Here is a 15,409-nt window from a genome sequence, read left to right as displayed (position 1 = left end):
AATCAATAGGTTTCAAGTTATTATGTTTTTATGGAGAGGTATAGTTTCAAACTATATCAAAAAAACTAACAACTCCTGACTGAAAAAAGGTCGGGACTAAATCCCAACCTTAGTTCTAATCAAATAACTGATAGTAATCTTGAATGGTCATCTCCTGCTTCTCCTCAGCAGTCAAGTCACGGATGATGCGGCCCTGCTTCATAACCAGGAGGCGGTTGCCGTAGGTCAGGGCATCAGCCATCTGGTGGGTAATCATGAGGGCGGTCAACTGGTCCTCAGCCACAAACCGCTGGGTCAGGGCCATGAGGGATTGGCTAGTTTTGGGGTCAAGGGCGGCCGTGTGCTCATCCAAAAGGAGGAGGTCAGGCCGTTTGAGGGTGGCCATGAGCAGGCTCAGAGCCTGGCGTTGGCCGCCAGACAGACTGCCCGCTGGGCTATCCAAATGCTCCTCCAGACCGTTACCAACCTGAGCCAGGAGCTCCTGAAAGGCCGAACGGTGTTGGGCCAGCTGGCGAGAAACCAGACGGCGTTTCTGGCCCCGCTCTTGGGCAATCAGGAGGTTTTCGGCCACCGTCATGCGGGGAGCGGTGCCCATTTTAGGGTCTTGGAAAACCCGAGACAGGTACTTGGCCCGATCCTGGGCTGGTAACTTGGTCACATCTTGGCCACCAATCAGGACCTGGCCACTGGTCAAGGGCAGGGTCCCTGCGATGACATTAAAGAGGGTGGACTTGCCTGCTCCATTACCACCGAGAAGGGTGACAAAATCCCCATCATAGATGGTCAAATCAACCTGGTCTAGGATGTTTTTCTGGTCCTCGCTACCGGGGTTGATGGTCACGGTGGCCTGTCTGAGCTCAATGACTGGTTTCATCTTAGTGGCCCCCTTTCAGGAATTTTTTCTGCCATTCTGGCAACATGAGGCTGACCGCCAGCACCAGGGCTGAGACCAGCTTGAGGTAGTTGGGGTTGAGGCCCAGGCTAATGATGACCAGCATGAGAAGCTGGTAGATGATGGCCCCGAGAACGATGGTCAGGAGGCGTTCAAACAAGCTGAGCTGGCCAGACACCAAGACCTCACCGATGATGATGGCAGCTAGACCGATGACAATGACACCAGCCCCCTTGCCCACATCAGCATAGCCGTCCTGCTGGCTGATCAATGCCCCTGCCAGAGCGATAAGCCCATTGGACAGGACTAGGCCCAGCACTTCCATCTTGTCTGTGGCAATGCCAAAACTCCTGGCCATGTCTGGGTTATCTCCAGTCGCAATGTAGGCTTGTCCCAACTGGGTGTGGAGGAAGAACATCATGGCCGCCAGAACCAGACTGACCACCACAAGGCCAACTAGGACCAGGTTAATGGACGTCGAAAATGGCAACAAGTCTTGAATCTTATCCTCTTCCAAAATCCCCAGATTGGCTCTGCCCATGACCCAAAACATGACCGAATGCAGGCCCGTCATGGTCAAAATACCAGCCAAAATGGTGGGAATCTTACCCTTGGTGTAGAGCAGGCCCGTCACCAGACCGGCCAGGCAGCCACCAAGCACGGCCACCAGGGTCGCAAGGAGGGGGTGGTGCCCCTGACTAATGAGGGTGACCGCCAGGACCCCACCCAGAGGGAAAGAGCCTTCAGTGGTCATGTCAGGGAAGTTCAAAATCCGGTAGGTCATAAAAATACCGAGGCCAAGGACCGACCAGAGGAGGCCTTGGGAAATGGCAGAGCTAAACATAGGGTTACCTTTCTTGTTTTTCGATGCAGATGGGCAGACTGCCGTCGTCGAGGACAAACTGACCGCCAGACTGGCGAATCAATTGACTGCCGACTGGCATAGACAGGTGGGGGATAATATCTGGGTCATAGTTGGCTATGGTGTTGAGGGCAAAAATGTGGTGGTTATTAGGGTCATCCATGTAGGCATCTTCTTCATCTCCCGCCAAAAAACACCAGCCACTATCAGGATAGTTAGGATTAGGCTCGTCACGGTAGAAATAGCCCACCTTGTAACCCTCTTTGGTGATTTTATCCGAGACAATGGCCCCCTCACCATAACCTTCTGAGCCCTGCCAAACAGCTTTGGTCACCAGCTCTTGGACAGGAATCTTGATAAAACCCTCTGGCGTGCGTTCCAGCTCTGTCTTGGGTTCTTCTTTTTTCTTAAAATGGTCAAAAAATCCCATCATCTTCTCCTTTTTAGGTTTTCTTATTGCCCAATTTAGCTGGTTTGGGTCAGTTTTTGGGAAGCTACCAGGCTCTATGGAAAATCCAGTTTTCCTATCTTTATAGTTTATCATAATTCTGTAAAAAACTGAACTGTCAAGAAGCCAAGCTCACGATAGAGACCAGCAACTTTTCAGATGACCTAACTGTTCGTCATGCAGCTGTCGTTCTGCGTCCCATCTGCTGGCTTGACTATCAGCTCTGTTACCGCTTTTTTCTAGCTTTTTTTGAGAAATTACGATAAGATTAACTTATCAAATCTCAGGGAGGTTACTCATGTTAAAACTGATTCGCCGTACAGGCTTCTTTGTCATTCTTTGGGACATCTTACTAGCCTATCACTTGATGAAACTGGCACATTTGTCGGTCACTGTGACCTGGCTTGCTGGCTTTGGTTTGGTCAGTGTGCATGGTGTTTTCTTCCTTCATCTCCATAATCAGGTCAAGGACAAGACCTATCAGGACAAAAAAAACAAGTCATCAGAAACTAAACGATTGACAACCCTTTCCTGATCATCTGGCCATTTTTCTAAAAAGCCTAGCCCTCTTCATGCAAATAAAACCCTCACCCCCGACCGCTTATGTGAGTGGCTAGGGTGAGGGTTTTCAGTTTAACTGCTCTTGGCAAACTGGCTCATGTAGAGGTCATAATAGAATCCCTTAGCCTCCAGCAAACTCTCATGGTTGCCCTGCTCAATGATTTGGCCATCCTTGAGGACCAAAATCTTGTCTGCCTCCTGAATGGTAGACAGGCGGTGGGCGATGACAAAGCTGGTGCGGCCTTCCATGAGTTTCTTCATGGCCTTCTGAATCAGGAGTTCCAGACGGGTATCCACCGATGAGGTCGCCTCGTCCAAAATCAAGATTTTCGGATCAGCCAGAAGGGCCCGTGCAATGGTCAGGAGCTGTTTTTGCCCCAGGGAAATGTTGCTGGATTCCTGATTCATCTCCATGTTGTAGCCGCCAGGCTGGGTGCGGATAAAGTGGTCAACGTTGGCCGCCTTGGCCGCTGTCACAATCTCCTCATCCGTAGCGGTCAATTTACCGAACCGCAGGTTTTCCTTGATGGTCCCTTCATAGAGCCAGGCATCCTGCAAGACCATACCAAACTGCTGGCGGTAGCTCCGCCGTGACAGGTCCCGAATATCCATGCCATCCACCTTGATTGACCCCGCCGTTACATCGTAGAAGCGCATGAGCAGGTTAATCAGGGTGGTTTTACCAGCCCCTGTCGGGCCAACGATGGCCACCATTTCACCTGGTTTAACCTCCAAGTTAAAGTCTCGAATCAAAGGTTTGTCTGGGCTATACTGGAAGGCCACCTGTTCAAAGCTGACCTGGCCGGTCAAGTCTGCCGTCAGCTCGACAGCACTGTCTGCCTCATCGGCCTCATCCAAGACGGCAAAAATCCGTTCCATGGACGATTTGGCCGACTGGAGCTGGCCTGACAACTGAGCCAAGGTCTGAACAGGTTGGCTAATCTGCCAGACATAGTAAACAAAGGTCTGCATGTTACCGATGGTCAACTTACCCGCCAAAACCTGCAAACCGCCAAGCAAGGCCAGGGTCAAATAGGTCAAGTCGGAGATGACATTGAGCAGAAACATGAGGCCTGAAATAAAGCTGGCCTTGAAACCGACCCGCTGGAGCTGGCTGGTAATCCGGCGAAAATCCTGACTAGAAGCCTCTTCACGGCCGTAGAGCTTGATAACATTGAAGCCCGTCAGGTTTTCCTGGACAAAGCCGTTGAGCTCCCCTAAAACCTTGGCCTGCTCCTCAAAGTAGGGCTGGGATTTTTTCAGGAAAAACTGGGCAACCAAGTAGGTCAGGGGCATGCTGACAAAGACTACCATGGCCAGTTGGGCATTGAGGTAGAGCATCATGCTGGTGACCAAAACCAGACTGAACACCGCATTGACAATCTGCAAAATGGACTGCTGGAGGGCGTTGGAGACCGTCTCCACGTCGCTGGTAAAGCGACCCAAGAGGTCACCAAACTGGTTGGTGTCAAAGTAGGACACCGGAATCCGATTGATTTTTTGGATCAGCTCCCGTCTCAAGTCTCGGGTGGTCCGCTGAACAACCTGGGTCATGAAATAGTTGGACCAGAAGGCACCAGCCTGAAAGACCGTGGAGCGAATCTGGTAAATCACCAGCATCCAAAACACATAGGTCACATTGATTCCAGCCCCTGGCAGGCCTTTTGCCATGTCCAAGAGGTTCTGGGTCAGCTCAGTGATGACCAAGCCCAGAACATAGGGTTCCAAGACACTGGCCACCACACTAAGCACCTTGAACAAGATGGCCAATACAAATCGCCCCTTATAGGCCCGTAAATAAGGCCACAGTCGCATCAATCCTTTGTGTTGCATCCTAGCCTCCTTCCGTTAGGGATTGGCTGTTGAGCTGGGAATTGGCGATTTCCCGGTAAATGGCATTGCTGACCATGAGCTCCTCGTGGGTGCCACGGCCGACAATCTCGCCCTGGTCCAAAACGATGATCTGGTCCGCATCCATGATGGTTCCCACCCGCTGGGCCACGATAAGGACCGTGGCCTCCTGGGTCACTTCCTTGAGGCGGCGGCGAAGCTCGGCATCCGTCTTGTAGTCCAAGGCCGAGAAGGAATCATCAAAAATGTAGATGTCCGCCTGTTTGACCACAGCTCGAGCGATGGACAGCCGTTGCTTTTGCCCGCCCGACAGGTTGCTACCGCCCTCGGCCAGCAGGGTCTCATAGCCCTCAGTGCGGCTGGCGATAAAGTCCCTGGCCTGAGACACGTCCGCCGCCTGGTCCAGTTCCGCCTGACTGGCGTCCGCCTTGCCGTACTTGAGGTTTTCTTCGATGGTTCCGGTAAATAGCAGAGCTTTTTGAGGGATAAAGCCGATTTTCGAGCGTAGAGCTTGGAGATTGTAGTCTCGGACATCCACCCCATCCACCAAGATTTTCCCAAGGGTCACATCATGAAAACGAGGAATCAGGTGAACCAGACTGGACTTCCCAGACCCTGTCGAACCGATAAAGGCGATGGTCTCCCCTGGCTTGGTCTTGAAGGAAATGTTGTGAAGAACAGGGCTCTCCGTCTCCCCAGGATAGGCAAAGGTCACGTTGTCAAATTCTAGATAGCCCCTGGTCGCCGTCTCCGTCACCCCATTTTCATTGGGATTGATGGATATGGGCATATTCATGACCTCCTGAATCCGCTGGCTGGACACCGCCATCTTAGGGTACATGGTAAAGAGGTTAGAAAAGAGCAAAAAGGACAAGAGGGCTTGGAAGGCATAATCCATGAAGGCAACCATATCCCCAATTCTCAGGTCTCCTGACCGTAAAGATGGAATAGCAAACCAGACAATGGCGATAATCATGGCGATAAGAATTTGCACAAAGAGGGGTTCGGTCAAGCCTGTCAGGGTAAAAAGGCGGCGAGAGGTCAGGGCAAAGGCCTGATTGGCGGTATCAAACCGCTCCTCCTGAAACTCCTCCCGAGCAAAGGCACGCACCACCCGCAGACCCGTCAGGTTCTCACGGACGTACTGGTTAATCTTGTCCAGGGTGGTCTGTTGCTCCTTGGACAGGGGTTCTGTTTTTACGGCCACATAGACCACAACTGCAATCAAAAAAGGAATGGACAGGGCCACAATCCAGGCCAGGGAAGGGCTGGTCATCAAAATCATGACGACAGAAAAGACCAGCATCAAAGGCGTAATCACCCCCAACCGCAAGGCCTGGTCCGCAAACTGCATGAGCATGTAGGCGTCAGAGGTCATCCGCGTCACCAAAGACGAGACCCCAATCTGCTCATACTCGTGGTGGGAATAGGCCTGGAGCTTGTCGTACATGTCGTTGCGCATCTGCTCAATCATGGTGGTGGTCAATTGACTGGCCGCATAACCGATAGTCACCCGACCAACAAGCCCAGCCAGCACCGTCATAAACATCATGCCCGCCCAGAAATAGAGGGCCTCTTCATTGTTTTGAGTAATCCCGTCGTTAATCATCCGACCCAAGATGGTCGGCATGCCCAGAATGACCAAAATAAAGAGCAGGGCTCCAAACAAGTTCAAGGCCAGCCACTTGGGGTAGCGTTTCAAATAAGACCAAATGTATCTCATAAGTTCCTTTCTGTTTCAGAAAATGGTATTTCCTTAATCCTTATACCTAACCCTTATAGGGCTTAGTTTACTTTAGGGTTAGGCAGTTGGCTGAAGGCAGTACTGATGGTAGGGCAAGGCGAACTAACGACACCATAAAGCAAACCAAGTCGCTACAAGTCCTTAACCATCCAGACATCCATCAGATAGTGTCCCGTTTCTTGGGTCAATGGCTGAGCGAGGTGCTGGTAGCCCATCTTCTCATAAAGTTTCAAAGCAGCAGCCAGCTTGGTGGAGCTTTCCAGATAAATCTCTTGGTAGCCAGCCAATCGAGCTGCTTCTTCAATCACCACCAAGAGCTGACCAGCATAACCCTTGCCACGATGTTCCTTAGCCACATAGAGCTTTTGCAGCTCACAAACCGAGTCTAAAATAGGGCCAAAACCACCGCAGGCAACCACCTGCCCACCTTCTTCAAGGACAAAATAGCCAGACCTTGCCAAACCAGCATAGTAACCCGCCAAATCATCCAACTGGGGGTCAAAATAAGCTGTCCCAGGCAGGGCCAAACCCTCGTCTTCTAAACACTTTCGGATAAGGGCTGCAACAGCTATGGTATCAGAGGGTGTAATTGGGTGGATGATCATGGATTTTTCTCCTTTACCAAGGCTTGCTGATGGTATTGATTCATCAAATTAATCACATCATGAATCTGTTTGTCAGAATGATCAGTAAAAAGCGTCAAAGGAATATCTAAATCGCCATTCTTATATTTTCTTTTACTATGATTAGTCAACGAACGAACAAGTTTACTGTTACTCTGATTGATTGGGTATTGTTTCTGCCAACGTTCTGGTTGTAGAAAATCGACAGAAATAAATCGACTATAACTTTTAGAACCTTAACGCCCTCTGGTTACAATTTCTGTATAAAAAATTCTATCCACCTCTTGCCAAGATGAAAAATAAACCTTTCTCCCTATGCCATAATGTGTAATAAAAACCTTCCTGAGTCAATCTCAGAAACTCTGATGACCCAAAAACTAACTGCCCAGCAATTGCCATACTGGCCAAGGTGGTTGTGATGACAGCAAAAGCAAAGAACAAGATACCTACCCATTTATCCAATGGAGCCAGATCGCTGTCAACTAAGTAAACAAGCATTAGCAGTGAACATACCACGGCGATTCCAGTGATAACTAGCCACCAAAAGAACATTCTGACCTTATTTCGCCGAATGACATAATCTGCCATCTACCCCTCCAACTCACTCAAATACTCATAGCGCTCGTATTTTTCCAAGAGCTGCTCATTTTTATCGTCCAACTCTTTTTGCAGGTCGGACAGGCGGGTGAAGTCGGCTCCGCAGGTGGTCATTTCCTGCTCGATGGCCGCGATGCGCTCCTCCAGGTCTGCGATGACGCCCTCGATTTCCGCCCACTCCTGCTTCTCAAAGTAGGACATGCGTTTGCGCTCGGCTTTTTCCTTGTCGCCCTTAGCCTTGTCGGCTTTTTCTTTGGGGGCAATGGCAGAGCTATCAGCCTGAAAGGCCTTCTCATCCAGATAGTCGGTGTAGTTACCGAAGAACTCAGTCACTCCACCGTTCTCAAAGGCCAAAATCTTGTTGGCCACCTTGTCCAGAAAGTAACGGTCGTGGCTGACCGTGATGACAGGTCCAGCAAAGCCTTGCAGGAAGTTTTCCAAGACAGTCAGGGTCGCAATGTCCAAATCGTTGGTCGGCTCGTCCAGAAGCAAGACGTTTGGCTTTTCGATAAGGATTTTCAAGAGGTATAGGCGTTTCTTCTCCCCACCCGACAACTTGGCGATTTGAGTGCCGTGGGTCGGACGTGGGAAGAGAAACTGCTCCAAGAGCTCAGAAATGCTAGTGGTGCCGACAGTTGTCTTAACCTCGTCCGCCACTTCTTGCAGGTAGTTGATGACCCGCTTGCTCTCATCCATGCCTTTGAGGTTCTGGGAGAAATAGCCGATTCGAACGGTCTCACCGATGTCAACTAGACCAGACTGGGCGGTCAGTTCCCCGCTAATCAGGTTAAGCAAAGTGGACTTACCGACCCCGTTATCGCCGACAATGCCGATGCGATCCTTGTTCTGGATAAGCAGGTTAAAATCGGTCAAAATCGGCTTATCGCCATAGGCAAAGCTGACCTTGTCAAAGTTGACCACCTTTTTCCCGATACGGCTGGTTTCAAAGTTGATGTCCAGATTGGTCGCCGCCGTTTCCGTGGCCAAATCACCTTTCAGGTCATGGAAACGATTGATACGGGCCTGTTGCTTGGTAGCTCGAGCCTGGGGCTGGCGACGCATCCACTCCAACTCCTGCTTGTAGAGTTGTTTTTTCTTGTGGAAGCTGGCTGCATCCCGCTCGTCCTGTTCTGCCCGCAGGCGGACATAGTCTTGATAGTTGCCCTGGTACTCGGTCAGGGAGCTGTTGGCCAGCTCAAAGATACGAGTCGCCACATTGTCCAAGAAATAGCGGTCATGGGTGATAAAGAGGACCGTTTTCTTACTGGTTTTGAGGTAGTTGGTCAGCCAAGCGATGGTGTCGATGTCCAGGTGGTTGGTCGGCTCGTCCAATAGGAGCAAGTCAGCATCCGCTAGGAGAACCTGAGCCAACTGAACCCGACGACGAAGGCCACCAGACAGGGAACCGACGGTTGCCGTCAGGTCTGTAATCCCTAATTTTGACAGGACGGTTTTGACCTCGCTCTCGATAGACCAGACGTCCAGGGCATCCATTTCGGCCATGACTTTTTCAAGCTCAGACTGACTGTCTTCGGAGTAGCTTGCCATCAGGGCCTCGTAGCGTTTTAGCACCGCCATTTCCCTTAAATCGGAAGACAAAACGGTGTCCAAAACGGACTTGCTGTCGTCAAAGTCAGGCTCCTGGGTCAGGTAGGCCAGCTTGTGGTCGCGGGCAGCGGTGATGGGCGAGCGGTCGCCGTCAAAGCCCGTGTGGCCGGCCAGGACGTCAAGGAGCGTGGTCTTGCCGGTACCGTTGACGCCGATAAGACCGATGCGGTCCAGCGGGTGGACGATGAAACTGATGTCCCGAAAAACCGTCTTGTCGCCGACGGACTTGGTGAGGTGTTCTACGATAAAATTTGACATGGTTAACTTTCTATCTGTTTCTTTTCTAGGTAAGTTATTTTGGTAAGAAAAAATATTGCGTGTTATTCTATTTTTTAACTTTTACAAGTAAAAAGTCTGGTTTATGAAGTAAGTCATAGTATTCTGGATGACGTTTCAAAGTATCATCATCAGGCATTGGCTCCACAATCTTCTCAATCTTAAATCCTACTTCAGTAAGAGTATTGAGAATCGTTGAAAACGTTCGATGATATTTTTTGACATCTTCAACAAACCACCCGACAGTTCTTTCTCCCTCTATACCGTAGTTAGAAATATTTGCATAGACTTTTTTACCCTCTTTATCTATTGTCCATCTTTGTCCAGTTGAATGGCTGCTAGCTAATGGATGTTCTTGTGAAAAAACAAAACTCCCACCTTCCTCTAATAAGTTATAACTATCTTTAATTAGAGTTTCAAAATCTTCAACATAATGGAGAGCTAGGGAACTAACGACCAAATCAAAGGTTTGACCGATGTCATTCACATCTTCCATTGGCAAAATGACATAGTCTATTTTAGGACTAGAATTTTCAATTTTAGCTACTTCTATCATTTTTTGAGAAATATCCAATCCAACGACCTTCTCAGCCCCCATTTCGACAAATAATTTACAATGGTCTCCAAAACCACAACCTAAATCTAATACTTTTTTCCCTCTCATATCTGGTAGTAAAGATAATAAAGCTGGAATTTCAAATACTAGATTAGCATTGTTAGCCTTATGCCTTAATGCTTTGTAGCCATCAAAAAAAGTCTGATTGTCATAAATATTTTGTTGTCCCACTAGTTCACTCCATTTATTTTAATAGAATCAATTCTTTGTTTTAAATCGTCTGATATCTCCTAACCCACTCCCAGACTTCCTCCCTCTCATTCCCAACTTCCCCAGCCACAATCGCTCGCTCCAGCTCGTCGAGGATATCGCCCAGTTGAGGACCTGGTTTAATGCCGAAGTCTTGGATGAGGTCACGGCCGGTGATGGCCATATCCTGCTTGGAGTGAATGGGCAGGAGCTGGTCGAGTTCTGTGACCAAATCAGGCTGGCTGTCCAGGCCCTGGCCGGCACGCAGGTGCTCGACCGCAAGCAGGCAGTCCTTGCCGTAGGCGTAAACCAGCTGCTTGGTCACAGGACCGCTCAGACGCTCACGGTAGGCCGCCACCAGCTGGCTGACAGCACGCTGAAAGTCGCGGGAGGTCTTCCATTGTTTGAGGAAGGCGGTGGGTTCATCTACGGCTAAGGCCAATAGCAGAGCAGACCAAGCCTGTTCAGAACTGGCAAAGGTAAAATCGTCTGCCAAGCTGGCCAACAAGCTCTCCAGCTCTGCCATTTTCCCAAATAAACCAGGCAGGTAATCATAGGCGGAACTGGCAATCAGGCTTGTCAAACCAGCCTGCCAATGGGGGGCGGTCAGGAGCTTGTCCAGCTCGATGAAGACCCGCTCGACGGAAATCTTTTCCAAGAGGTGGGCCTGGTCGGCCATGGCCGCAAAGGTGGCAGGTTCGATGGCAAAGTTGAGGCTGGCCGCAAAACGGAAGCCCCGCATTATACGGAGGGCGTCTTCCTTAAACCGCTCTTCGGCTAAGCCGACAGCTCTCAGAACCTGATTGTCTAGGTCTATCAGGCCGTCAAAATGGTCGATGACCTGACCGGTTTCGTCCAGGGCAAAGGCGTTGACGGTGAAGTCCCGCCGCTTGAGGTCTTCGCTCAGTGAACGGACGAAGGAGACGCTGGACGGCCGGCGGAAGTCCACATAGACGTCCTCAGTCCGAAAGGTCGTGACCTCGTACTCGCCATTGTCCAGCACCAGAACCGTGCCGTGTTCAATGCCCACATCGACGGTACGCTGAAAAACAGCCTTGGTCTCCTCTGGATAGGCTGAGGTGGCGATGTCCACATCGTGGATGGGACGGCCCAAGAGGGCATCACGCACCGAGCCACCGACAAAATAGGCCTCGTAGCCTGCGGCCTTTAGTTTTTCTAAAACGGGCAAAGCCTCCTGAAATTCAGAAGGCAGATGGGTTAATTTCATAGTAAATTCTCTAATCCATAGACTAATTGGTCACGGGTGACAACGGCCTTGATGGCATGGTTGACCCCGCCCATGAAGGACACGCGGTCGTAGGAATCATGACGGAGGGTCAAGCCTTCACCTTGACTGCCAAAGATGACTTCCTGATGGGCGACCAGACCTGGCAAGCGTACCGAATGGATGCGGAAGCCGTCATAGTTGGCACCACGGGCACCAGCAAGCAATTCTTCCTCGTCTGCGACTCCCTGGTCCTGGCTCTCCCGCACCTGGGCAATCAGTTCAGCGGTCTTAATGGCGGTGCCAGACGGGGCATCTTTTTTCTTGTCGTGGTGGAGTTCAATGATTTCCACATTTGGGAAGTATTGGGCTGCTTTCTGGGCGAACTGCATGAGCAGGACCGCTCCGATGGCAAAGTTTGGTGCAATCAGACCACCCAAGCTCTTATCAGCAGACAGGCTGGTCAGCTCGGCAATTTCCTCCGTGGTAAAACCAGTCGTGCCAACCACAGGGGCATAGCCCTGCTCCAGGGCGAAACGGGTGTTTTCGTAGGCCACCTTTGGCATGGTAAAATCGACCCAGACGTCAGCAGCCAGGCCAATCAAGTCTTCTTTGGTGGTAAAGACGGGCACGCCCTCCACCTCAGTTGTGGTCGCAAAGGGGTCCAAAAGGCCCACCAGCTCCAACTGGTCATCTTCACGGACCATCTGGGCAGCGGTCGCCCCCATCTTTCCTAAAAATCCGGCAATAATAACCTTGATCATGGCTTCTCCTTACAGCTTCGGCGTAAAGCCCAGGGCAATCCCACCCTCACCCAAGTGGGTGGCGATGACGGCATTAAGGGGCACGATTTGAGCCGTCGCCCCTTTGCCAAGCACGGTCAGGGCCTGCATGAGTTCCTCAGCCTTGGCTGGGGCATTGGTATGGAGGACGACAATCTCGTAGTCCTCGTCCGCCGTCCGCTCGCTCAAAATCTCCAAGAGGCGTTTCACCGCTTTTTTCTCGGTCCGAACCTTCTCATAGACCACAATCGCCCCCTCGTCATTAAAATAGAGGATGGGCTTGATAGAGAGGAGGTTTCCGAGCATGGCAGAGCCGTTAGACAGACGTCCACCTTTTACCAGATGCTTGAGGTCATCAACCATGATAAAGGCTGTGCTTTTGGCAATCTGCTGGTTGAGCCTGTCCAAAATGGCCTCAAAGTCCTGACCAGCCGCCGCCCAGTTGAGGGCATTACGAACCAGGCTCCCCAGAGGGGCTGAGGTGATTTTGGTGTCTGGGAAGGCGATGGTCAGCTGGGGATGCTCATCCACCAGGTAATGGATGTTCTGGTAGAAACCTGAAATCCCGCTTGACAAGAAGAGGCCGATAACATGGGTGTAGCCCTGTTCAGGCAGGCTGGCCAAGATGGTGTCCAGCTGGTCCAGGCTGGGTTGGCTGGTTTTTGGCAGCTCAGCTGCGGCAGCCATTTTCCCATAAAACTCAGCAATGTCTAAGTTAACCCCTTCGACATAGGTCTCCCCGTCGATGGTGATGGGAACATCCAGGACAAAGAGGCCCTCGCGTTCCCTGAGGCCGGGCTCAAAATAGGCCGACGAATCGGTAATAACAGCTAATTTCATCCTAAAACTCCAAACTAACCCCTGGTTGGTCCAAGGCAATCTCCGTCACTTCATAGGTCAGGCGCTTGAGCAGCTGCAAGAGGGGAGCGGAGATGGTTTCCACTTCAGCCTGAGTAAATTCATTTGGCGAATCGACCAAGCGGTTGTGGAGGTAGTTGATTTGGGACATGACACCGCTGACCACAAACTGGTCTTGCACCACGATAAAGTGGAGGACAGACATGAAGGTTGTGGTCTGAGTTTCCTCGTTTTTCTCCATCAGTTGAAACTTAACCTCAGCATTGGACTGGGGAGCACCGTGCTCTTTTTCCCACTCCAGGTTGCGGGCATCATAGTGATAAGCATTAACGAAGGGCTGTTCTTGTTTGAGTTCCATAAAAATCTCCTTTTTAAAATTTCTTTTGGGGGTGTTTAGCAACAATCTCGGGATGGCGGTCCAAGGTTTCCTGCCCCTTTTCCGTCAGGAGGTAGGCCCGCTCCTCGAAGCGTTGATCCAATTCTTCTTCCGACCACAGGGCCAGAACTTGGGCGTCCAGGTCAGCCCGAGCCATCTTGGACAGGCCCTTGACTTCAGCTTCCTTGAGCCAGAGTTTGAGTTTTTGGGCGGGAACATGGCGGAGCGCTTGCACAGGATTTTCCAAGATCACATAACCCTGGTCCATCAACCAGTCCAGTTCTTTTTGGGCCACAATCCCATAGGTCGTGGCAAAGTATTTGTGGTGGGGGCTGGTGGTCAGGTAAGAGCCAAATTGCAGCCGCCAGAGCATGATAATATGGCCTGGCAAGAGCCCTTCTGGAGTTCTCTCCATCTGCCGCTTGGCAATGGGCTTGAGCAAGATCTCGTCCAAATACTGGTCAGGCACCTGAGGCACTTCTGCATGGTCTGCATAGACAGTTGCTAATGTTTTCATGGTTTCTATTATAGCATAGTTTCAGGCAAGCGTCACCTGTCACAAGCTAAAAAGGTCTAGCTCACCAGCTAAACCTTTTTTCGCTCTGCTATTTCCCTAAATCCTAACGTGGGGGCATGCCACCCATTCCACCAGGGCCTGAAGCCACAATCTCGGTCAGTTGTTGGCCGTTGTGGGTGATGCTACCACCGCTGTAGGTCGCCGTGCCGTCAAAATCAAAGCCAAAGGGACCGTTGAGGTTAATGGTGCCGCCCGTCACGGTCAAATCGCCGTTGGAGTCGATGGCATCGGTATCGCCCTCAGCCATGTTAACGGTCAGGTCGCCACCGTTGATGGTCAGGCTCACGCCCTCCATGACCATCATGCTGTCGGAGGACTTGGTCCAGTCGGTGGCATTGATGCCGTCGTCCGTGGCATTGACAAGGATTGTCCCGCCGTTAATGGTGATCACCTTGCCCTCAATCCCTTCCGTGCTGGTCTCGATGGTGATGTCGCCGCTGTCAATCACCAGCTCGTTGGTGGCGTGAATGGCGTCGTCCCCAGCCTTGATGGTCACACTACTGTCCGCTAGATAGAGGTTACCCAGGGTCGTGTCCTCATCATTGTCCGAGTGGATAGCATCCTCCATCGCCGTCAAGTTAAGCACGCTCCCCGTGATGTTGAGGGCATCATTTGCCGACAAGGCATGCTTGGCCGCCGTTACCGTGTAGGTTCCGCCCGCAATCTTGAGGTCGTCGTTAGACTTGATGGCATTATTGTAGTTGCCCTCCACCACGAGACTGCCCGTTCCGTTTAGGGTCAGGTCTTTTTTACTGTAAATGGCTGCGCTGTAATCAGTCGCCGTCCGATTAGCCGAGTCACTCAGGCTATTTTGCGAGCCATCTGCCAGGGTCAGAAAGACCTTGTCTGCCGAGGTCACCGCAATCAGGGCATCTGTCCCCGTCATGGTCACCCCATCAAGAACGATTTGGACCTTGTCGCTGTCAGCGGCCTCCACCAAAATCTGAACACCCTCACTCTGACCAGACACCACATAGGTCCCCGCCTGGCTAATTTTCACCACCGAGCCCGTCACGCTGACCCCATTACCAACAACTGTGGCTGATGAGCCGTTGAGGTTAATGGTGCTGGCTGTCGCCGCATCGTAGCTGGCATCCAGGTCTCGGTCTGAGAAATAAGCCGTGTTTGCCGTCCCAGTTGAACTGGTTTGGCTAGTTTGCGTGGTTGTCGTTGCTTGACCAGACGAGCTGGTTGCCAACTGGCTATTGGCTGACTGGGCCTGGCAGGCCGCCAGGGTCATCACCGTTACGAGGGTTGGGAAAATCATCTTCAATTTGTTTTTTCTTGTCATAGTTATTACCTTCTTTCTGAAAACAAGTATAAT

The 15,409-nt window shown here is 51.1% G+C and carries 16 protein-coding genes; 1 reads left to right on the top strand and 15 read right to left on the bottom strand.

The annotated features are described in order from the left end of the window. Positions 1–115: 115 nt before the first annotated feature. The 3 genes from AC3ARB_RS04015 to AC3ARB_RS04005 are packed head-to-tail and all read right to left on the bottom strand — an operon-like array spanning position 116 to position 2,184. Entirely contained in the window at positions 116–874 is a 759-nt protein-coding gene (locus AC3ARB_RS04015) for an ABC transporter ATP-binding protein (RefSeq protein ID WP_488321271.1), read from the bottom strand. A gap of 1 nt (position 875) precedes the next feature. After that, positions 876–1,736: an ABC transporter permease gene (locus AC3ARB_RS04010; RefSeq protein ID WP_488321270.1), complete on the bottom strand. Its 861-nt coding sequence runs from the start codon at positions 1,734–1,736 to the stop codon at positions 876–878. A 4-nt stretch (positions 1,737–1,740) separates the two neighbouring features. Then, positions 1,741–2,184, bottom strand: coding sequence for a DUF2185 domain-containing protein (locus tag AC3ARB_RS04005; protein ID WP_488321269.1), 444 nt, complete (start codon positions 2,182–2,184; stop codon positions 1,741–1,743). A 316-nt stretch (positions 2,185–2,500) separates the two neighbouring features. Between AC3ARB_RS04005 and AC3ARB_RS04000 the strand changes: the two genes are divergently transcribed. Further along, a complete protein-coding gene (locus AC3ARB_RS04000) occupies positions 2,501–2,737 on the top strand; it encodes a hypothetical protein (RefSeq protein ID WP_488321268.1) in 237 nt (78 codons plus the stop codon). A gap of 98 nt (positions 2,738–2,835) precedes the next feature. On the opposite strand, the gene AC3ARB_RS03995 is transcribed toward AC3ARB_RS04000, so the two are convergent. The 12 genes from AC3ARB_RS03995 to AC3ARB_RS03940 all read right to left on the bottom strand — a co-directional run bounded on the left by AC3ARB_RS03995 (position 2,836) and on the right by AC3ARB_RS03940 (position 15,376). Then, on the bottom strand, positions 2,836–4,596 hold the full coding sequence (locus AC3ARB_RS03995; RefSeq protein WP_488321267.1) for an ABC transporter ATP-binding protein: 1,761 nt from the start codon (positions 4,594–4,596) through the stop codon (positions 2,836–2,838). A 1-nt stretch (position 4,597) separates the two neighbouring features. Next, a complete protein-coding gene (locus AC3ARB_RS03990) occupies positions 4,598–6,337 on the bottom strand; it encodes an ABC transporter ATP-binding protein (protein WP_488321266.1) in 1,740 nt (579 codons plus the stop codon). Positions 6,338–6,489: 152 nt separating this feature from the next. Next, a complete protein-coding gene (locus AC3ARB_RS03985) occupies positions 6,490–6,963 on the bottom strand; it encodes a GNAT family N-acetyltransferase (RefSeq protein ID WP_488321265.1) in 474 nt (157 codons plus the stop codon). Positions 6,964–7,254: 291 nt separating this feature from the next. Beyond that, a complete protein-coding gene (locus AC3ARB_RS03980) occupies positions 7,255–7,569 on the bottom strand; it encodes a hypothetical protein (RefSeq protein WP_488321264.1) in 315 nt (104 codons plus the stop codon). Further along, complete coding sequence (locus AC3ARB_RS03975; RefSeq protein WP_488321263.1) at positions 7,570–9,444, bottom strand: ABC-F family ATP-binding cassette domain-containing protein; 1,875 nt, start codon at positions 9,442–9,444, stop codon at positions 7,570–7,572. A 67-nt stretch (positions 9,445–9,511) separates the two neighbouring features. Then, positions 9,512–10,249 (bottom strand): class I SAM-dependent methyltransferase, encoded by a 738-nt coding sequence (locus tag AC3ARB_RS03970; protein ID WP_488321262.1) that lies wholly within the window; start codon positions 10,247–10,249, stop codon positions 9,512–9,514. Between the two features lie 40 nt (positions 10,250–10,289). After that, positions 10,290–11,495: a CCA tRNA nucleotidyltransferase gene (locus AC3ARB_RS03965; RefSeq protein ID WP_488321261.1), complete on the bottom strand. Its 1,206-nt coding sequence runs from the start codon at positions 11,493–11,495 to the stop codon at positions 10,290–10,292. Continuing rightward, on the bottom strand, positions 11,492–12,256 hold the full coding sequence (gene dapB / locus AC3ARB_RS03960; RefSeq protein WP_488321260.1) for a 4-hydroxy-tetrahydrodipicolinate reductase: 765 nt from the start codon (positions 12,254–12,256) through the stop codon (positions 11,492–11,494). Before dapB ends, AC3ARB_RS03965 begins: the two co-directional genes overlap by 4 nt. A 9-nt stretch (positions 12,257–12,265) precedes the next feature. After that, positions 12,266–13,114, bottom strand: a complete 849-nt coding sequence (locus tag AC3ARB_RS03955) for a DegV family protein (RefSeq protein ID WP_488321259.1) — start codon at positions 13,112–13,114, stop codon at positions 12,266–12,268. Position 13,115: 1 nt separating this feature from the next. After that, a complete protein-coding gene (locus AC3ARB_RS03950; protein ID WP_488321258.1) occupies positions 13,116–13,490 on the bottom strand; it encodes a DUF1149 family protein in 375 nt (124 codons plus the stop codon). A gap of 13 nt (positions 13,491–13,503) precedes the next feature. Then, positions 13,504–14,025, bottom strand: coding sequence for a hypothetical protein (locus tag AC3ARB_RS03945; RefSeq protein WP_488321257.1), 522 nt, complete (start codon positions 14,023–14,025; stop codon positions 13,504–13,506). A 103-nt stretch (positions 14,026–14,128) separates the two neighbouring features. Beyond that, complete coding sequence (locus AC3ARB_RS03940) at positions 14,129–15,376, bottom strand: carbohydrate-binding domain-containing protein (RefSeq protein WP_488321256.1); 1,248 nt, start codon at positions 15,374–15,376, stop codon at positions 14,129–14,131. Positions 15,377–15,409: the final 33 nt, after the last annotated feature.

It is taken from the genome of Streptococcus sp. ZY171113 (genome assembly GCF_057748235.1).
This window is presented reverse-complemented; position numbering and strand designations above follow the sequence as displayed.